15 protein-coding genes and 1 pseudogene are annotated in these 19,752 nt (G+C 72.1%); 5 read left to right on the top strand and 11 right to left on the bottom strand.

The window, feature by feature from the left end; translation table 11 throughout:
* Both AB6L24_RS18625 and AB6L24_RS18620 read left to right on the top strand, forming a co-directional pair.
* Positions 1–2,730, top strand: a complete 2,730-nt coding sequence (locus AB6L24_RS18625; protein ID WP_405656570.1) for a fumarate reductase/succinate dehydrogenase flavoprotein subunit — start codon at positions 1–3, stop codon at positions 2,728–2,730.
* 147 nt (positions 2,731–2,877) lie between these two features.
* On the top strand, positions 2,878–3,339 hold the full coding sequence (locus tag AB6L24_RS18620) for a nuclear transport factor 2 family protein (RefSeq protein WP_405656569.1): 462 nt from the start codon (positions 2,878–2,880) through the stop codon (positions 3,337–3,339).
* Positions 3,340–3,372: 33 nt separating this feature from the next.
* On the opposite strand, the gene AB6L24_RS18615 is transcribed toward AB6L24_RS18620, so the two are convergent.
* On the bottom strand, positions 3,373–3,942 hold the full coding sequence (locus AB6L24_RS18615) for a TetR/AcrR family transcriptional regulator (RefSeq protein ID WP_405656567.1): 570 nt from the start codon (positions 3,940–3,942) through the stop codon (positions 3,373–3,375).
* A 70-nt stretch (positions 3,943–4,012) separates the two neighbouring features.
* Between AB6L24_RS18615 and AB6L24_RS18610 the strand changes: the two genes are divergently transcribed.
* Together AB6L24_RS18610 and AB6L24_RS18605 are read left to right on the top strand one after the other, a co-directional pair.
* Entirely contained in the window at positions 4,013–4,906 is an 894-nt protein-coding gene (locus AB6L24_RS18610) for an NADP-dependent oxidoreductase (protein ID WP_405656566.1), read from the top strand.
* 94 nt (positions 4,907–5,000) lie between these two features.
* A complete protein-coding gene (locus AB6L24_RS18605; protein WP_405656565.1) occupies positions 5,001–6,110 on the top strand; it encodes an FAD-dependent oxidoreductase in 1,110 nt (369 codons plus the stop codon).
* Here the strand turns inward: AB6L24_RS18605 and AB6L24_RS18600 are convergent.
* From AB6L24_RS18600 to AB6L24_RS18555, 10 genes and pseudogenes are all read right to left on the bottom strand, one after another.
* Positions 6,079–6,876: an ABC transporter ATP-binding protein gene (locus tag AB6L24_RS18600; protein WP_405656563.1), complete on the bottom strand. Its 798-nt coding sequence runs from the start codon at positions 6,874–6,876 to the stop codon at positions 6,079–6,081. The genes AB6L24_RS18605 and AB6L24_RS18600 overlap by 32 nt on opposite strands.
* The gene (locus AB6L24_RS18595; protein WP_405657220.1) at positions 6,873–7,868 is read right to left on the bottom strand and encodes a FecCD family ABC transporter permease; all 996 of its coding nucleotides are present in this window, start codon (positions 7,866–7,868) and stop codon (positions 6,873–6,875) included. Before AB6L24_RS18595 ends, AB6L24_RS18600 begins: the two co-directional genes overlap by 4 nt.
* Positions 7,869–7,912: 44 nt before the next feature.
* Entirely contained in the window at positions 7,913–8,872 is a 960-nt protein-coding gene (locus AB6L24_RS18590) for a FecCD family ABC transporter permease (RefSeq protein WP_405657218.1), read from the bottom strand.
* A gap of 107 nt (positions 8,873–8,979) precedes the next feature.
* A complete protein-coding gene (locus AB6L24_RS18585) occupies positions 8,980–9,975 on the bottom strand; it encodes an ABC transporter substrate-binding protein (protein ID WP_405656562.1) in 996 nt (331 codons plus the stop codon).
* 74 nt (positions 9,976–10,049) lie between these two features.
* Entirely contained in the window at positions 10,050–10,940 is an 891-nt protein-coding gene (locus tag AB6L24_RS18580) for a siderophore-interacting protein (RefSeq protein ID WP_405656561.1), read from the bottom strand.
* Positions 10,941–11,156: 216 nt separating this feature from the next.
* A pseudogene (locus AB6L24_RS18575) lies at positions 11,157–12,749 on the bottom strand (glycoside hydrolase family 30 protein); the annotation flags it as partial.
* A 90-nt stretch (positions 12,750–12,839) separates the two neighbouring features.
* Complete coding sequence (locus AB6L24_RS18570) at positions 12,840–14,939, bottom strand: beta-galactosidase (RefSeq protein WP_405656560.1); 2,100 nt, start codon at positions 14,937–14,939, stop codon at positions 12,840–12,842.
* 93 nt (positions 14,940–15,032) lie between these two features.
* Positions 15,033–16,376, bottom strand: coding sequence for an ABC transporter substrate-binding protein (locus tag AB6L24_RS18565; protein ID WP_405656557.1), 1,344 nt, complete (start codon positions 16,374–16,376; stop codon positions 15,033–15,035).
* A 76-nt stretch (positions 16,377–16,452) separates the two neighbouring features.
* A complete protein-coding gene (locus tag AB6L24_RS18560) occupies positions 16,453–17,403 on the bottom strand; it encodes a carbohydrate ABC transporter permease (RefSeq protein WP_405656556.1) in 951 nt (316 codons plus the stop codon).
* A gap of 3 nt (positions 17,404–17,406) precedes the next feature.
* Positions 17,407–18,324 carry a carbohydrate ABC transporter permease gene (locus tag AB6L24_RS18555; RefSeq protein WP_405656554.1) on the bottom strand — a complete coding sequence of 306 codons (918 nt, stop codon included), beginning with the start codon at positions 18,322–18,324 and terminating at the stop codon, positions 17,407–17,409.
* A 279-nt stretch (positions 18,325–18,603) separates the two neighbouring features.
* On the opposite strand from AB6L24_RS18555, the gene AB6L24_RS18550 reads away from it, so the two are divergent.
* Entirely contained in the window at positions 18,604–19,596 is a 993-nt protein-coding gene (locus tag AB6L24_RS18550) for a LacI family DNA-binding transcriptional regulator (RefSeq protein ID WP_405656552.1), read from the top strand.
* The last annotated feature ends 156 nt before the right edge of the window (positions 19,597–19,752 follow it).

Here is a 19,752-nt window from a genome sequence, read left to right as displayed (position 1 = left end):
GTGGACACCCCCCTGGCCATCCCCGCCCTCGCCGACGCGACCGAACTCTCCTGCGACGTCCTCGTCATCGGCGGCGGCACCGCGGGCACCATGGCCGCCCTGACCGCAGCCGAGCACGGCGCGGACGTCCTGCTCCTGGAGAAGGCGCACGTGCGGCACTCCGGTGCGCTCGCGATGGGCATGGACGGCGTCAACAACGCGATCATCCCGGGCCGGGCCGAACCCGACGACTACGTCGCGGAGATCACCCGCGCCAACGACGGCGTCGTCGACCAGTCCACGGTCCGGCAGACCGCGACCCGCGGCTTCGCGATGGTCAAGCGCCTGGAGTCGTACGGCGTGAAGTTCGAGAAGGACGAGCACGGCGAGTACGCGGTCCGCCAGGTGCACCGCTCCGGGTCGTACGTCCTTCCGATGCCGGAGGGCAAGGACGTCAAGAAGGTCCTCTACCGGCAGCTGCGGCGCCGCGAGATGCGGGAGCGGATCCGCATCGAGAACCGGGTGATGCCGGTGCGCGTGCTCACGCGTCCAGGCGACGGCCGGGCCGTCGGCGCGGCCGGTTTCCACACCCGCACCGGCGAGTTCGTGACCGTCCGCGCGGGCGCGGTGATCCTCGCCACGGGCGCCTGCGGACGCCTCGGCCTGCCCGCGTCGGGCTATCTGTACGGGACGTACGAGAACCCGACGAACGCGGGCGACGGCTACGCCATGGCGTACCACGCGGGCGCCGCCCTGACCGGCATCGAGTGCTTCCAGATCAATCCGCTCATCAAGGACTACAACGGCCCGGCCTGCGCGTACGTCGCGAACCCGTTCGGCGGCTACCAGGTGAACCGGCACGGCGAGCGCTTCGTCGAGTCCGACTACTGGTCGGGGCAGATGATGTCCGAGTTCGCGGCGGAACTCGCCTCCGACCGGGGCCCGGTGTATCTGAAGCTCAGCCATCTTCCCGAGGAGACCATCAGCGCCGTCGAGTCGATCCTGCACACGACGGAGCGGCCCACGCGCGCCGCGTTCCACGAGGGCCGGGGCCACGACTACCGCACCCACGACATCGAGATGCACATCTCGGAGATCGGCCTGTGCGGCGGCCACTCGGCGTCCGGCGTACGCGTCGACGCACAGGCCCGCACGACCGTGCCGCGCCTGTACGCGGCCGGCGACCTGGCCTGCGTGCCGCACAACTACATGATCGGCGCGTTCGTCTTCGGGGACCTGGCGGGCGCGGACGCGTCCCGGTTCCCGGTGTACGAGGGCGAGTTGCCGAGGGAGCAGCTGGTGGCCGCGCACGAGCTGATCTACCGGCCGCTGCGCAACCCCGACGGGCCGCCGCAGCCCCAGGTCGAGTACAAGCTGCGGCGGTTCGTGAACGACTACGTGGCGCCGCCGAAGACCGGGGCGAAGCTGTCCCTGGCGGTGGAGGCGTTCGAGCGGATGACGGGAGAGATCGCCGGGATGGGGGCGCGCACCGCCCATGAGCTGATGCGGTGCGCCGAGGTGTCGTTCATCCGGGACTGCGCGGAGATGGCGGCGCGGGCCTCGCTGGCCAGGACGGAGTCGCGCTGGGGCCTGTACCACGAACGGCTCGACCACCCGGAGCGGGACGACGCGGGCTGGCTGCACCACCTCGACCTGTACAAGTCGCCTGCGGGCGGCATGGAGTTCAGGGCGCGGCCGGTCGAGCCGTACGTGGTGCCGGTGCCGGAGTTCGACCCGGTGGGCGGGGCGGAGCGGGTGCTCGGCGAGGTGGCGCTGGTGGCGGTGGCGACGGCGGGGCGACGGGACGCGGCTCCGGCGGCGCGCCCCGCGGCGGTGCCCGCGCCGACGCCCACGACGCCTACGACGCCCGCCGCCCCGAGCCCCACCCTCCTGCGCCTCCTCGCCCTCGCCGAGGAGTCCCCCGACCTGGACGCGCTCGCCCCCTACCTCGCGGACGACGACCCTGCGGTGCGCGCGGCCGCCGTCACCGTCGTCTCCGAGACGGTGCCCGCCGGGGCCGGACCGGCGCTCGCCGCCCGGCTCCGGGACAGCTCCCCCCAGGTCAGGTCGGCCGCCGCAGCCGTACTGCGGGAGCTGGTCGGAGTACTGCCCCCTGACGCCGACTTGAGGTCCGGTCTGCGGGCGGCGCTCGACGTGGCCGACCCGGCGGTGCGCGCCGCGGCGCTGGACGTGCTGCGGGCGCTGCGGCTCGGCGAGGCGCCCCTGTTCGCGGCCGCGCTGGCCGACGCCGACCTCGACGTCCGCATCCACGCCGTGCGGGCGCTGGTCTCGGTGGACGCGGCCGTCGACCTGGCGGCTGCCGCGGCCGACCCGGCCCGTGAGGTGAGGGTCGCGGTGGCCCGTGGTCTCGCCGCGGTCGGCGCCCCGGCCCCCGCTCCACTCGCACCCCTCCTCGACGACCCCGACCCGCTGGTGCGGGCGGCCGCCCTGACCGCGCTCCGCGACACGGGCTGCCCGCCCCCGTACGCCGACCGGGCCGTGGCCGCGCTCGACGACCCCGCCTGGCAGGTCCGCGCCGGAGCGGCGACCGCACTCCGCGCGGCCTCGCCGGAACTTGCCGTCCCCGCCCTGGCCAAGGCGTCGTCCGACCCCGACGCGGACGTCCGCAAGGCCACCGTCCTGTCCCTCCTCGCCCACCGCGCCGAGCCGGACGCCCGCACGGCCCTGGCGGCGGCGACCGCCGACACCGACGCGGACGTCCGCGCGTACGCGGCCCGCGCCGCGTCCTGAGGCCGCGGGCGGGGCCCGGTCCCGGCTCGTGCCTGTCGCAGCGGAGGGCGTACCTACTTCAGAGGTAATCGTCGTGCCGTGCCCGCGCCGACAGGATGGGTGATCTCACCGCGCCTGAGGGCGCGGACAAGGACGGAGGGATCAGTCATGGCGGAGAGGTCGGAGAGGTCCGCAGCCGTAGCCACGAGCACGCGCGGTGTGGTGGAGGAGTTGCTGCGCAGGATCGGCGAGGGCGACCCCGAGCGCATCGCCGAGCTGTACGCCGAGCAGGGCGACTGGAAGCTGTCCTGGCCGGAGGCCGAGCACGGCCGCGCCGCCACGCCGTGGATCCGGCACCGGTCCTCCCGGGCCGACGCGGCCGCCCACTATCGGGAGCTCGCCGAGCAGCACGTGCCGGAGCGTGTGGCGACCGAGGTCGAGCGCATCCTCGTCGACGGGAGCGACGCGGTCGTGCTCGGTGAGATCCGGCAGACCGCCCGGCCCACCGGACGTGCGTATCAGGCACGGTTCGCGCTGCATCTCACCGTCGAGGACGGCCTGGTCACGCGGCACCACGTCTACGAGGACAGCCTGGCCGTCACGCAGGCGTTCGCGCCGGAGGATCACTGACGCGGCCCGAACCGTTGCCCCCCGCGGATCGGGTCAGGCGGCTGCCCAGGCCGCCTCGACCATCTGGAAGATCTCGTCCACGGCGGCCTGCGGGTCCGCCGCGTCGCGGGCCAGCGCGTAGGCGTCGATCACGAATCTCGCGAGCGTCCGGCAGGCCGTCGCGCTCTGCGGCAGGCCGGGGTCGGCGACGAGGGCCGCCGCGAGGGACTCCGCGTGGCGCAGCCTCATCGACTCCTCGTACTCCCGCAGGGCGCGTGACTCGTCGATCATGCGGTAGATCGGGGCGCTGCCGTCCGCCGTGCAGTGCAGGACCATGGCGTGGATCTCGCGGCGCAGCGCGGGGACGAGTGGTTCGTCCGGGGCGCGGTCGGTGACCGCACGGGTGAGGCGCTCCTCGAAGTCGTCGTCCCGCTCGAAGACGAGGGCCTCCTTGGCGGCGAAGTGGGAGAAGAGCGTGGTGACGGCCACGTCGGCCTCGGCGGCGACGTCGCGGATGCCCACCTCGTCGTACCCGCGCTCCAGGAAGAGCCGCAGAGCGGTGTCGGCGATCTTCTGACGGGTCGCGGCCTTCTTGCGCTCACGGCGTCCGGTCGGCACGGTCATGCCCTGACGCTATCAGGTGCGAAACCGTAGCCGTCCCAAAACACTAACCGTTAGTGTTACGTTCGTCGGCATGAAGAGAGTGAGCTTCGCCGAGTTCGGCGGTCCGGATGTCCTGCACCTCATGGATGCCGAGGAGCCCCACGCGGGCCCCGGCCAGATACGCGTCGCCGTGCGGGCGGCGGGCGTGAACCCCGTCGACTGGCGGATCAGGGAAGGGCAGTTCCAGCAGGTCCGTCCGGTCGCGCTGCCCGCGGGCGTCGGGCAGGACGCCGCCGGGGTGGTGGACGAGGTCGGCGCGGGCGTCGAGGGGGTCGAGGTCGGCGACCGCGTGTTCGGGCGCGGCTCGGCCGCCTATGCCGAGTTCGCCGTGCTCGCGGCCTGGGCGCGAATGCCCGGGGGGCTGACGTTCGAGGAGGCCGCCGGGTATCCCTCGGTGGTGGAGACGGCGCTGCGCGTCATCGAGCAGGTCGGTGTGCGGCCCGGGGAGACGCTGCTGGTCAGCGGCGCCTCCGGAGGAGTCGGTTCGGCGGTCCTGCAGATCGCCCGCGACCGCGGGATCACGGTGATCGGCACGGCCGGTGCGGCGAACCAGGAGTATCTGCGCGGCCTCGGCGCGCTCGCCACGACGTACGGCGAGGGCTGGGTCGAGCGGGTGCGCGGGCTCGGGCGCGTCGACGCGGCGCTCGACCTGGCGGGTTCGGGCGTGATCCGCGAACTCGTCGGGCTGACCGGGGACCCGGGCAAGGTGATCTCCATCGCCGACCTCGGCGCGCCGGACCTCGGCGCCCGGTTCTCCGGCGTGACCGGGGACGTGCCGAAGGCCCTCGCGGAGGCCGTCGGCCTCATCGAGCGGGGCAGGCTGCACATCCCGGTCGAGAAGACGTACGCGCTCGCCGACGCCGCGGCGGCCCACGCCGACAGCCAGGCCGGTCACACGCGAGGGCGCAGGGTCATCGTCGTCTGAGCCGTAGCCCACCCGGGCGGGCCCGGCGTTTCGCCTCCCCTCCAGCGATCCCGCCGGGCCCGCCCGGCCGTCGACGCGACACACAAGGAGCACCATGCACACCCCTGTCACCATCATCGGCGCCGGACTCGGCGGCCTCTTACTGGCCCGCGTCCTGCACGTCCACGGCATCCCCGCCACGGTCCACGAGGCGGAGCCCTCGCCGACGTCACGCACGCAGGGCGGGATGCTCGACATCCACGAGCACAGCGGTCAACTAGCCCTCAGCGCCGCCGACTTGATGGACGAGTTCCGCGGCATCGTCCTAGCGGGCCGCCAAGCGACACGGCTCCTGGACCGTGCCGGGACCGTCCTGTCCGACCAGGCCGACGACGGCTCGGGCACGAGCCCCGAGGTGCAGCGCGGCGAACTGCGCCGGCTCCTGCTCGACGCGCTCCCCGACGGAACCGTCCGCTGGGGCCACAAGGCCACCGGCGCCCGCGCGCTCGCCGACGGCCGCCACGAGGTGACGTTCGCCGACGGCACCACCGCCGTCACGAGCGTGCTGGTCGGCGCGGACGGCGCCTGGTCGCGCGTCCGGCCGCTGCTCTCCACCGCCGTACCCGCCTACATCGGCCGGTCCTTCGTCGAGACCTTCCTGCACGACGCCGACACCCGCCATCCGGCCACGTCGAAGGCGGTCGGCGCCGGGACGCTCGCCGCGTTCGACCCGGACGGGCACGGCAAGTGGCTCGTGGCCCACCGGGAGAAGGACGGGACCCTGCACGCCCACCTCTCCCTGACGAAGCCTCAGGACTGGTTCGCCGACATCGACTTCACCGACGCCGTCGCGGCCTCCGCGCGGATCGCGCAGGAGTACGACGGCTGGGCGCCGGAACTCACCGCCCTGATCACCGCGTCCGGGCCGGTCCTTCGCCCCCTCTACGCCCTGCCGGTCGGGCACCGCTGGGACCGGGTGCCGGGAGTGACCCTGCTCGGCGACGCCGCCCACCTCTCGCCCCCCGACGGCGCGGGCGCCAACCTGGCCATGCAGGACGGCGCCGACCTCGGCCTGGCCCTCGCCGCGCACCCCGACGACGTCGAGGCCGCCCTCGCGGCGTACGAGCAGACGCTGTTCCCGCGCGGTGCGGCGGCCGCCGCCGTGGCACCCCGCGACCCCACACCCCAGGAGATCATCGACTTCTTCGCGCCCCCTGCACGGTAGGAACCACCATCGGGGTGTCCGTCACCGGATCCGGGATCACGACGCTCGGCAGGTCGAAGACGTCCTTGATCAGGGCGGCGTCGACGACCGTGCCGGGCTCGCCCTCGGCCACCACGCGGCCGTTCTTCATGGCGATCAGATGGTCGGCGAACCGGCAGGCCTGGTTGATGTCGTGCAGCACGGCGACGATCGTGCGGCCTTCGTCGCGCAACCCGGCGAGGAGGCCGAGGAGTTGGTACTGGTGCGTGATGTCAAGGAACGACGTCGGCTCGTCCAGGAGCAGGCAGGGCGTCTCCTGGGCGAGGACCATGGCCATCCAGACCCGCTGGCGCTGACCGCCGGACAGCTCCTGCACCGGCCGGTCGGCGAGGTCGTCGACACCGGCGGCGGCCATCGCGTCGACGACGGCGTCCTCGTCCCGCTGCGACCACAGGGCAAGGAGCGACTGGTGCGGGAAGCGGCCGCGGCCGACGAGCTGGCGGACCTTGATGTCGTCGGGGGCGAGGGGGTCCTGCGGCAGGAAGCCGAGTTGCTTGGCCAGTGCCTTGGTGGCGCAGGAGCCGATGTCGCGGCCGTCGAGCCGCACCTCCCCCGTGTCCGGGCGAAGCAGCCGGACGAGTGCGCGCAGCAGGGTGGACTTCCCGCAGGCGTTGGGGCCGACGATGGCGGTGAAGGCGCCGTCGGGCACGTCGAGGCTCAGCCGGGTGGACACCACCCGGTCTCCGTAGCGCAGGGTGATGTCCCGCGCGGTCAGGCGTGCGGTCACGCGCGCGCCACCTCCTTGGTGAGCAGCCAGATCAGATAGCAGCCGCCGATCGCGGTGCTGACCACTCCGACCGGCAGGGCGACGGGGGCGAGGAGCATCTGCGCGATCAGGTCGGCGCCCTGGAACAGGACGGCCCCGGTGAGCGCGGCGGGCAGCAGCGGTACGCCCGCCGCGCCCGCGAGCCTGCGGCCGATCTGCGGTGCGGCGAGCGCGATGAACGCGACCGGTCCGGCGACCGCGGTCACCGTGGCCGTGCAGCCGACGCCGACGAGGACCATCACCAGGCGCAGCCGGTCGAGGCTCACGCCGGTGGTCACGGCGACGGCGTCGCCGAGTGCCGCCTGGTGCATGGCGTGCGCGCGGGCGGCCATCAGGGCGAGGAGCACGCCGATCACCGTGAACGGGATGCCGAGGTCGCCCCAGCCGACACCGTTGAGCGAGCCCGCGCTCCAGCCGACGGCGGCGATCGCGACCTCCAGGTCGGCGCGCAGCACGATCCACGAGTTGAGCGCGGTCACCATCGCGTTGACGGCAACACCGATCACCACCAGGCGCAGCCCGGAGAACCCCCGGTCGTACGCGAGGACGTAGATCACGGCCGCGACGACGAGCCCGCCGAGCACCGAGCCGACGGCCAGTTGCGCGGACGTGCCCGAGAGGACGGTCAGGGCGACCAGGGCGCCGGTGTAGGCACCGGCGTCGAGGCCGATGACGTCCGGGCTGCCCATGGGGTTGCGGGTGAGGTTCTGGAAGAGGGCGCCGGCGACGCCGAGTGCCGCGCCGAAGACCAGGGCGGCGAGCACGCGCGGCAGCCGCCAGTCCTGGATCACGACGGAGGGCTCCGACCCGCTCAGCGCGGCGAACACCTCGCCGGGGCTCTTCCAGGACGCGCCGTAGCAGAGTCCGAGCAGGCCGAGCCCGACGATCAGGGCGGTGAGGACCAGGGTGAGGATCACCGTGCGGCGCTCGGGCCGCAGTCCGAGCGCGGTCAGGGGGCCGCGGCGCCGCGCGGGAGCGGCGACGGCCTCGCGCGCGGTCACAGCGCCCCCGCCCCGTGGCGGCGGACGGCCCAGATCAGCATGGGTCCGCCGAGGAACGCGGTCACGATCGCGACCGGCACCTCGCCCGTGGGAAGCAGCACCCGTGAACCGATGTCGGCGACGAGCAGCAGGATCGGGCCGACGACCATCGTGTAGGCGATCAGCCACGGCACCGAGCCCCCGGCGGGCCTGCGCACCAGGTGCGGCACGATCAGGCCGACGAACAGGATCGGCCCCGCCACCGCCGTCGCCGCGCCGCTGAGCACGGTGATCAGGGCCAGGGCGGCGATCCGCACCCGGCCCACGCTCGCGCCCAGCGTGTTGGCCACGCTCTCGCCGAGGGTCAGGACGTTGAGGGTCCGGCTCAGGAGCAGCGCGCCGACCAGGCACACCCCGATCGCGGTCAACGGCCACGCGAGCGGTGCCTGTTCGCGGGCCGCGAGCGAGCCGACCGACCAGAAGCGGTACGCGTCGAAGACGTCCGGGACCATCAGCCGCAGCCCCATGGCGACACCGCTGAGGACCGCGGTCAGGGCCACGCCGGTGAGCACGAGGCGCAGCGGCGAGCGGCGCCCGACCGCGGCGACGAGCAGCGCCGCGAGCACGGAGCCGACGACGGAGAAGCCCAGTTCGCCCGCCTGACCGCCGGTCAGGCCGAGCGCCGAGCCGAGGGTGATGGCGAACCCGGCGCCCGCGGTGACCCCGAGGATGCCGGGCTCGGCCAGCGGATTGCGGGCCAGCGTCTGGATGAGGGCGCCCGCCACGGCGAGCGCGGCACCCACGGCGACGGCGAGGAGCGCGCGCGGCGCCCGGACGTCCCGCACGATCACGTGGTCGTCGGTGCCCCGGAAGTCGAGGAGCGCGCGGACGACTTCGGCGGGCGGCACCGAGCGGGCGCCGATGCCGATGCTGACCACGGCGACGACCGCCAGGAGCACGAGTCCACCGACGAACAGGACGACACGTGAGGTGCCGTGCCCCGGACGCCCCGGACGCCCCGGCGCCTTCGCGCCGGACACGCGGTCTCCTTGTTCCGTCGCCCCGGACGCGCGGCCCGCTGCCGTCACCGCTTCAGGAGTGGAGCGAACGACTTGTCGATCGCGTCCAGGGTCTTCATGGCCGACCCGTAGGTCGCGGCCTCGGTGTAGCGCAGCGGGAAGGTCTTCCCGGCCTTGACGGCGGGCAGGTTCTTCCACAGCTTCGAGTCCATGACGTACCGCACCGCCTTGGGGACGCTGCCGTCGGCCTGGACCGAGTACGTGATGGCGTCGGCGTCGCGGAGCGAGGCGGGCAGTTCCTCGATGGAGGGGTACTCGCTGACCGCGTGCGAGCCGGGGCCGGGCTTCTTGACCTTGCCGTAGTACTTCGCGCCCATGTCCTCGGCGATGTTCGTGCCCCACGAGTTGCCGAACTCGCGCTGGAAGGTGCCCTTGGCGACCTCGCCGTACGCCCCGACGTGACCGAGCTTGAGCCGCGGCAGCACGCCCTTGTACTTCTCGGCGAGCTTCGCGGCCTTGGCCTCGTACTGCTCCTGCACGGCGTCGAACTTCTTGAGCGAGCCCGCGGCGTCGGACTGCTTGCGGGTCAGCTTGCGCCACGCGGACGGCACGGTCGGGCCGATCGCCACCACCGGGGCGATGGACTCCAGACGCTTGACGTCGATGTCGCCGAGGACCGGGGCCGGCACACCGATGACGATCAGGTCGGGTTCGGCCTCGGCGATGGCCTCGTAGTTGGTCTCCTTGGCCAGCTCGCCCGCCACCTTGGGGAGTTTCTTGTACGTGGCGAGGTCCTTCTTGCTCATCAGGGGCTCGCCGCGCTTCCACGACGAGATCCCGACCAGTGCCGCGTCGGCCTCGATCATGGCGGGCACGGCGTAACCCGTCGCCACCACGCGCTTCGGATCGGCCGGGATCGTGATCTTGCCGTTGTCCGCGGCGAACACCCGGGTCCCGCCCTTGCCCGCGGAGTCCGAGTCGTCCTTGGACGACCCGCACCCGGTCACGACCAGGGCCAGCGCCACGGCGCCGACCAGCGCCGACGATCTGCGGATGGACATGTGTTGCTCCTTGCTCGTGCGGGAGGGCGCGCCTGGTCCGGCGGCGTCGCCCCGCCCCCCGTTCGACGGATGGGTCAGTGGTGGTCGACGTGCTCGTGGCCGTGGTCATGGCCGTGCTCGTGCTCGTCGTCGAAGTCGGCGACGCCGCGCTTCCAGTAGCCGGTGATGTCGTGGTCGCCCTTCGCGAGGCGCAGGTCGTCGCGGACCCAGCGGCGCAGCGGTTTCATCTGTCCCGCCTCGCCCGCGGCCCACACGAAGACGCGCTCGCCCTCGGGCACGGTCACGGCGGTCACGGCGCGCGCGAGGGCGTCGCCGGTGCCGGGCGGGCGGTCGCCGCGGTGCAGCCACCGCACCTCGACGCCGTCGGGCGCCGACAGCTCGGTCTCCTCGGTGGCGTCGGCGACTTCTATGAACGCCCAGCCCTTGGCGCTCCTGGGCAGTTCCTCGAGCCAACGGGCGATGGCGGGCAGCGCCGTGATGTCGCCCGCGAGCACATAGCGGTCGTAGACGTGCGGGACGATCAGCCCGCCGGGCGGCCCGGCGACGTGGATGGCGGAGCCCACGTAGACGCCGTGCGCCCAGTCCGACGCGAGGCCGCCCTCGTGCAGGGCGATGTCGATGTCGATCTCGCCCGTGGCCGGGTCGTAGCGGCGCACGGTGTACTCGCGCGTGGTGGGCACGGGGCGCGGCCAGCGCAGCATGGTCCCGTTCGGCTCGGGCAGCCGCAGCGTGCCGTCGGGCTCCGGGAACAGCAACTTGACGTGTTCGTCGGGCACGTGGGCCTCGAAGCCCTCGGTCTCGGGGCCGCCCAGGGTCACCCGCAGCATGCCCGCGCCGACCATGGTGATGCCCACGACGTCGACCAGGCGGATGCCGATCGGGTAGCCCACCTTCTCGGCGTGCTCGCCCGCGCGGACCTCCGCGATCCGCTCCAGGTGGCGGTGCCGGTGGTCGATCAGGCTCATGCGGCACCGCCCGTCAGCGGCGCCGGTCCGGGCCGCTCCGCCCGGGCGCGGCCCGGCCGGGGTTGCGGTCGCCCCGCTGACCGGGGCGACCGAGCCCGCCCTGTCTCCGTGTTCCAAGTCGGCATGGAATCCCCTCCCCTGAGTGAAACCTAGGAAAGGCTAACCTAACTTAGATCTTGCTTCGGAGGTCAGGTCCCTCCCCCGTTCTCACCGGCGCCCGGAGACCCCCTCGACCACGAAGCTGGTGACCGACTCGGCGGGAACGGTGACCGTGGCCCGCCGGTCGGTGACCCGGACCGGGTCCTGTCGTTCCAGGGCGCCGTCCGCGCTGGTGACGACCGGTGTCACGGTCGCGTCCGGGCCCACGGAGGCGAACTTCGACAGGTCCACCGTCACCGAGCGCTCCGCTCCGGTGGAGTTGACGTGGACGACCGTGGCGCCCTTGCCGTCGGCGTCGAGCGCCGCCGCGCTGGAGGGCTCGTCCACCGTGATGAGACGGTCGCCCGGACGGATGTGGTGGGTGAAGTTCCTGGCCGTGTCGAACTTGGTGTTGGTCCTGATGGGGCAGGTCTTCAGGGTGTCCTTGGCGGTGCAGTCGAACGGGAGCTGGATGCTGCCCCAGTTGCCGCCCTTGGCGCTCTCACCGCCGGGCTTCATGTTGTTGTAGTCCTCGACGGGCTGCCAGAACACCCAGGCCGTGGGCTCCAGTTCACGCAGGTCGTCGACCATGTGCTGGGCAAGGCCGAGGCCCGACCTCATGTCCTCGAAGTCCTGCCCGTCCGGGTCCCACTCCCCCTCGACCTCGCTCATCCACAGCGGCTTGCCCGCCGCCCTGGCCAGGTCCCGCACGGTGGTGCGGCCCCCGGTGCCGTACGTGTGGACGTTGAGCTGGTCGACGAGGCGCCGCACGTCGTCCGGGTAGGCGTTCCAGTTCTCGGCGAACTTGGTGGGGTTGGTCTCGTCCATCGCCGAGATCTTCGTGCGGGACTTGGACTTGCGCAGCGCCGGGGCGAGCGAACGGATGACTTGTTGCTGGAGCCCCGGGCCCATGTGCGCGCCCTCCTGCCGACCGCCGACGGGCTGGCCGTCGGGGCCGAGCCTGGTGCTCCAGTAGTCGGTGTTGGGCTCGTTGAAGGGGTCGAGCGTCTTCACCTTGATGCCGTGGGCCTTCTCCAGGCGCCGGGTGGCGCCGGCGAGGTACGCGGTGAAGTCGTCGACGGAGTCCGGCTTGAGCTGGTCCTCGTTGGCGTCGAAGCCCCCGGAGACGTAGCCGCTCTTCGTCATGAACCACGGGGGCGAGTTGCTGAACGTCTCCCAGTGGTCGATCCGCGACTTGATCCGGTCGACCCACCAGCGCTGGGGCTTGTCCGCGTCGCCCTTCCAGTGGGCGGGGTTCGCGGGGTCCCACCACTCGGTGTCCTCGCGGGTGGTGCCCTCGGGGGCCCGCCACCAGCCCTGGACCGCGCCACCGGCCCGCAGGTAGTCCTTGACGTCGGGGGCGTTGCCGCCGCCGATGTTGTAGCGGGCGATGTTGAGGGCGAGTCCGTCGGCGCCGAAAAGGAGGTCCGCGAGTTCGTTGCGGATCTCGTCGGGATAGCCCCCGGTGGCGTTGGCGAACCAGACCAGGCTGGTGCCCCACCCCTCGAACCGCTGCTGCGCGTGCACGGGGTCGGGGCTGACCGTGACGGAGTCGGCGGCCGTGTGCTCGGCCGCGGGTGACGGTGGGGCGGCGGCGAGTGCGGTGACCGCGGCCAGGGCGGTGACGCCGAGGACGGTCGGCAGCGGTCGCTTGCGGGTGCCGTGTGCCATCGTGATCCTTTCTGGAGTTGTCACTTCGGTGGGGGCGGTGCTGTCACGGGGACGTGCCGTCAGGGGGCGGGCTGTCAGGGGGTCGTGCTGTCACAGGGCGGGCTCGCGCAGGACCGCGACTCCGCGTGGGGGCAGGGTGAGGTGCCCCTGTGGTATGTCTGCGTGGCCGCCGGGGAGTTGGTCTCCGGCGCCCGTGTGCGTGCCCCCGGCCCCTCCGGTGAGAACGTCCCCGTCCAGGCCTGGCAGGCTCACCGCCTCGTCGGTGCGGTTGACCAGGAACAGATAGCGGTCGCCCCCGGCCCGGCGGACGGTCAGCTCGACCCGCCCGCGCGCGGCAGCAGGTAGCTGGCTCCGCACATCGGCCGCCTCAAGCAGCCGGGGCAGGAGCCCGGTCAGCCCGTCCGCGCCCAGGCGGGTGGCGACGTAGGAGGCCGAACCACCCCCGACGGGACGGCGGGTGACGGCCGGGCGGCCGGTGTGCTCCCCCGAGCCGTAGCGGACGAGGACCTCCACCGCCGGGTCGGTGACGTCGACGCGGTCGGCCCACAGCGTGCCCGACAAGCCGCCGTCCAACGACACGGCGTCACCGTCGAGGAGCGGCCCGAACTCCTCGACCCGGATGCCGAGCAGCTCCCGCAGCGCGCCCGGGTAACCACCCAGCCACACATGGTCGTTCTCGTCGACGACGCCGGAGAAGTACGTGGCGACCAGGTGGCCGCCGCCCTCCGCGTACCGGGCGAGCCGGTCGGCGAGGCCGCCGGGCACCACGTGCAGGACGGGCGCGACGAGCAGCCGGTACGGGGTGAGGTCGGTGTCCGTCGTGATCACGTCGGCGCGGATCCCGAGGGCGAGCAGCGCGGAGTACCAGTCGAGTGCCTCCTGGCGGTAGTCGAGGCGGGACGTGGGATGGGAGTCCTGTTCGCCGGCCCACCACGACTCCCAGTCGAAGAGGATCGCGACGGCGGCCGGTTCACGCACGGAACCGGCGACCGGCGCCAACTCGGCGAGCGTGGAGCCGAGTTCGGTCACGCCGCGGAAGACCGCGCTGTCCTCCCCCGCGTGCGGGACCATCGCCGAGTGGTACTTCTCGGCTCCGGCCGCCGACTGGCGCCACTGGAAGAAGCAGATGCCGTCGGCGCCGTGCGCGACGTGCAGCAGCGAGTCGCGGGCGAGGTCGCCGGGGCGCTTCGCGACGTTGACGGGCTGCCAGTTGACGGCGCTCGTGGAGTGCTCCATCACGTACCAGGGCCGCCCGCCAGCGAGGCCGCTGACGAGGTTCGCGGAGAACGACAGCTCGTCGCGGTCCTGCGGGCCGGGGTGGACGTAGTGGTCGTTGGAGACGAAGTCGACCTCGCGGGCCCAGTCGGCGTAGTTCATGCCCTTGGTGCCACCCATCACCATGAAGTTGCTGGTCACGGGCGTCTCGGGGGTGAGGCGGCGCAGGATGTCCCGCTCGGCGCACAGATAGTCCTTCAGCGCGTCGGACGAGAAGCGCTTGAAGTCCAGCTGCTGGGTGGGGTTGGGGTGCGAAGCGGCGAGGCGGGGCGGCAGGATCTGGTCCCAGTCGCTGTAGCGCTGGGACCAGAAGGCCGTGCCCCAGGCGTGGTTGAGCCGGTCCAGGCTCTCGTAGCGCTCGCGCAGCCAGAGCCGGAAGGCGCGGGCGGCGTCGTCGGAGTAGTCGTAGACGTTGTGGCAGCCCAGCTCGTTGTTGACGTGCCAGGCCGCCAGGGCCGGATGGCCCGCGTACTGCTTCGCCATCGCGGAGACCAGCCGGAGCGCGTACTCGCGGAACACCGGCGACGTCGGCCGCCAGTGCTGCCGCGCGCCGGGCCAGACCGTCGCGCCCTCGGCCGTGACCGGCAGGATCTCCGGGTGCGCCGTCGTCAGCCACGGCGGGGGCGACGCCGTGGCGGTGGCGAGGTCGACGGCGATGCCCTGGGCGTGCAGAAGGTCCATCAGCTCGTCGAGCCACGCGAAGTCCCAGACGCCGTAGTCGGGTTGGACGCGCGCCCAGGAGAAGATCCCCAGGGAGACGATGTTGACCCCCGCCCGGCGCATCAGGCGGACGTCCTCCTGCCACACCTCCCGGGGCCACTGCTCGGGGTTGTAGTCGGCGCCGTAGGCGAGCCGGGCGCGGCTGCCGCCGTCCGGTGCGGGCAGCAGGCGGGGCAGGGTGGTACGACGGGTCATCGTCACTCTCGTCCTTCGAGCGTCGTGCGGGCGCCTGTCGAGGCGCAGGCGGCGGGTTGCGGGCGGCGTGTCCGAGGGCGCGTGGCGCGCGGTTCACTCGTGGACGGTGAACCCCTGCTGCTTGCCGTACTCGGCCGACTTCCGCTGCCAGGACTTCAGCCCGTCGGCGAGCGGCGTGCCCGACACGTACGCCTTGCCCGCGGTGTCGTTGAAGACGGAGTTGGAGTAGACCTGGAACGGCAGGTACGACCAGTCGTCGGGGACGCGCGCCGCCGACTCGGCGAAGACCTGGTTGGCCTTCTGCCCGCCGAAGTAGGGGAACTTGGTCTGCTGGAACGCGTCCGACGTCAGATCGGTGTTCGTCGCGGGGAAGGAGCCGTCCTTGACGCGGGTCTGGACCCCGGCTCCGTGGTTGGCGTACTTGACGAAGGCGTACGCGAGTTCCTTGTTCTTGCCGGCCGTGGGCAGGGCCAGGGAGCTGCCGCCGTTCTCCGCGCTGGTCTTTCCACCCTTGGTCCACTGCGGCAGCGGGGCCACGCGCCAGTCCCCCGCGCCGGACTTCACGCCGGAGGCGAGGTTGGCGGGCATCCAGGCGCCGATGGCCAGGGTCGCGATGGTGCCCTTGGCCATGCCCTGGTACCACTCGTCGCTCCAGGACGTGACGGGCGCGAGGAGCTTGTCGTCGATCAGCTTCTGCCACGTCTTCGTGTAGGCGGCGGCGCCCTTGTCCTTGAAGCTGATGCCGACGTCGGTCTTGTCCTTGACGTCGAAGGGCCGTGAACCCGCCTGCCACAGCAGGCTGGTGGTCAGGCCCGCGTCGCCGGTGTCGTTGGTGATGTACACCTCGGGGTCGGCCTTGTGCAGGGCGCGGGCGGCGTCGACGTACTCGTCCCAGGTGGTGGGCACGGCGATGTCGTGCTTGTCGAAGAGCTTCTTGTTGTAGAACAGCGCCATCGGGCCGGAGTCCATCGGCAGGGCGTACGTCTTGTCGCCGCCCTGGCTGACGGCGCTCCAGGGGCCGCGGGAGTAGCTGCTGGCGAGCTTGTCCGCGCCGAAGCCCGACAGGTCGGTGATCGACTCCTTCAGGGCGAACTGGCCGAGGGCGTAGTACTCGATCTGTGCGACGTCGGGGACGCCCTTGCCCGCGGACATGGCGTTCTCCAGGGCGGTGTACTGCTTGTCGTTCGTGCCCGCGTTGACGAGGTCGACCTCGACGCCCGGGTGCTTCTCCTCGAAGTCCTCCGCGACCTTCTTCAGGGTGGGCTCCCAGGCCCACACGGTGATCTTTCCGCCCTTCTTCAGGGCCGCGTCGATGTCCTTTCCGGATACGTTCTTCGGGCTCTCCCCGTCGTCGGAGGAGCCGCAGGCGGCCGCTCCCAGGGTCAGTGCGCAGACGACGGCGAGACCGCGCAGGGCACGGCGGGTGTGCAACGGCATGGACGTGTTCCCCTTGGCTGGACGTGCGGATCGGTGTGCGGGAGTGAGCGAGCGGGGCCGGGGCGGGCGCGGGGCGCTATTCCTTGACGCTTCCGGCGGCGAGGCCCGACTGCCAGAACTTCTGGAGCAGCAGGAAGGCGGCGATGAGCGGCAGGACGGTGATGAGCGAACCGGTGATCACCAGGTGGAAGACGGGCTCGCCGCCCGCCGTCGAGGCCTGGGCGTTCCAGCTGTTGAGGCCCAGGGTGAGCGGATACCAGTCGGGATCCTTGATCATGATCAGCGGCAGGAAGTAGTTGTTCCAGGTCTGCACCATCGTGAACAGCAGGACGGTCACCATGCCGGGCGCGAGCAGCGGCAGACACACCTGGACGAAGGTGCGCAGCTCCCCGGCGCCGTCGACGCGCGCGGCCTCGAGGAGCTCGGCGGGGATGGCCTCGGTGGCGAAGACCCACATCAGATAGAGGCCGAACGGCGAGATGAGCGAGGGGATGATGACGGCCCAGGGCGTGTTGGTGAGGCCCAGCTCGCCGAACATCAGGAAGGTGGGCACCGCGAGGGCGGTGCCGGGCACCGCGACCGCCCCGATGACCACGGCGAAGACGACGCGCTTGCCGGGGAAGTCGAACTTGGCGAGGGCGTAGCCGCCGAGGACGGCGAGGACGGTGGCCCCTCCGGCGCCGAGGACGACGTACACCAGGGTGTTCAGGAACCAGCGGGTGAAGACGCCGTCGTTGTAGGTGAAGGTCTCCCTGACGTTGTCCCACAGGGAGAAGTCGCCGCCGAACCACAGGCCGAACGAATCGGCCAGGCCCTCCTGGGACTTGGTGGCGCTGATGACGAGCCACAGCAGGGGCACCAGGGTGTAGAGCACGACCAGACCGGTGAGCAGGGTCAGCGGGACGCTGCGGCGGGGGCGGGCCAGGCTGTGGCGGGGGCGCCGGGTGGGGCGCAGACGCGGTGGCGGGGCGTGCTTCGCGCGGGGGGCGCGGGTGGTGCCGGCGGCGGTTCTGGTGGGGGTGGCCATGGGTCACGCTCCCTTGCGCATGCCGCGGAGCTGGACGACGTACGCGATGACCATGGTGATCAGGCCCATGATGATCGCGACGGTCGCGGAGTAGTTCTGCTGCTGTCCGTTGAACGACAGCGAGTAGGTGTAGAGGTTCGGGGTGTACGAGGTGGTGATGGCGTTGGGCGCGAGGTCCTGGAGGATGCTCGGCTCGTTGAAGAGCTGGAAGCTGCCGATGATCGAGAAGATGGTCGCGATGACCAGCGCGCCGCGGATCGCGGGGATCTTGATGGCGGTGATGACGCGCAGCTGCGAGGCGCCGTCGATCTCCGCGGCCTCGTACAGGGAGTGCGGGATCACGCGCAGCGCGGAGTAGAAGATCAGCATGTTGTAGCCGACGAACTCCCAGGTCACGATGTTGCCGATGGAGGCGAGCACGAAGTCGGGTGAGAGCGGGTCGGGCAGGTCGGTGCCGAAGGCGTCGTTCACGTCGCCGACGAGTCCGAACCGGGTGCCGTACATGAAGCCCCACATGAGGGTGGCGACCACGGCGGGAACGGCGTACGGCAGGAAGATCGATATCCGGAAGAAGCTCTTGCCGTAGAGCCGGCCGCTGTCCAGGGCGAGCGCCACGAGCAGCGCGATCCCCAGCATGATCGGCACCTGGACGGCGAGGAACAGCGCCACCCGGCCGAGCCCCTCCCAGAACTCCGGGTCGTCAAGGGCCCGTTGGTAGTTGTCCAGGCCCACGAAGGTGGTGCCGCCGATCAGCCGGTCCTGGAAGAGGCTCAGGTAGATCGAGTAGGCGATGGGGGCCAGGAAGACCAGGGCGAAGACCAGGGCGAACGGGGCGACGAACCCCCACCCCGTCCAGGACCGCCGCCGTCGCGGCGGGGGTGGGCCCGCGCGTCCGACGGCCGCGGATTGCAGTGTTGCCATGACAAGTCCCCTCGTGCTCGCCTCGCGCCCGCCGGGGGCGCGCCTTGCGATGTTTACGTAAACATCGATGGCCGGAAAGGGCCGCTGGTCGTGTTATGTTTACGTAAACATTGAGTGGGAGATGTCTACACTGCGCCGCAGCGGAGGGTCAAGGGGCTGCGCGAGACTCGACTTTGAGTGCGAGGAAGGGTGCAAGTGACAACCAGTGGAACACCTGCGGGCGGGCGTCGGACTCCGGGCCGCCGCGGCGGGGCACCTCGCCCCAGACAGGGCGCGTCCATGATCGACGTCGCGCGCCTGGCCGGTGTCTCCGGCCAGACCGTCTCCCGGGTCTCGAACGGCTTCCCCGGCGTCACCGAGGAGACCCGCGCGCGGGTCCTGGAGGCGATGACGGAGCTGGGATACCGCCCCAACAGCGCCGCGCGGGCCATGCGCCGCGGCGAGTTCCGCACGATCGGCGTCGTCACGTTCACGCTGTCGACGACGGGGAACGTCCACACGCTCGACGCCATCGCGCGCTCCGCGGCCCAGGAGGGGTACGCGGTCACGCTGCTCCCGGTCGCGGTCCCCACGCAGGACGAGGTGCGCGGCGCGTTCTCCCGCCTCGGCGAGCTGGCCGTGGACGCGATCATCGCCATCATGGAGGTGCACCTCCTGGACGCGTCCTCCCTGGTCCCGCCGCCCAACGTGCGGGTGGTCGTGGCCGATTCGCACGCCGGCGACCGCTACAGCGTGGTGGACACCGACCAGGCGGGCGGCGCCAGGACCGCGGTGGACCATCTGCTCGCCCTCGGCCACCGGACGGTGTGGCACCTGGCGGGACCCGAGGAGTCGTTCGCCGCCCAGGGCCGCGAGGGTGCCTGGCGCGCCACCCTGGAGGCGGCGGGCCGCGAGGTGCCGACCGCCCTGCGCGGCGACTGGACCGCCGAGTCGGGCTACCGGGCGGGGCTCCTGCTCGCCGAACAGCCGGACTGCACCGCCGTGTTCGCCGCCAACGACCAGATGGCCCTCGGCGTCATGCGCGCCCTGCACGAGAAGGGCCGCTCGATCCCCGGGGACGTCAGCATCATCGGCTTCGACGACATCCCCGACGCGTCCTCCTTCTTCCCGCCCCTCACCACCATCCACCAGGACTTCGACCAGGTCGGCCAGCTCCTCGTGGAGAGCGCCCTGCGGCAGATCCGCACCGGCTCCGGCGAGCAGGGGACGACGCTCGTGCCGACGCATCTCGTGGTGCGCGAGAGCACGGGGGCTCCGTCGGCGGGGCGCTGACGACTTCGCCAGGGGCGTTGACGGCGGGGGCCGGTGCGCAGGTCCGCCCGCTCACACGTGGAAGGCACGCGCGCGTAGGCGTGGGGGAACACTACGCGCGCGTGCCGGTCGAGGGTGCCGCCAACTCCGGTGCGCCTGCTGCTGATTGATGCCGCC

It is taken from the genome of Streptomyces sp. RK9, from assembly GCF_045070545.1.
Lineage (GTDB): Bacteria > Actinomycetota > Actinomycetes > Streptomycetales > Streptomycetaceae > Streptomyces > Streptomyces alboflavus.
Note: the sequence above shows the minus strand (reverse complement) of the source record. Positions and strands in the feature narration are given on the sequence as shown.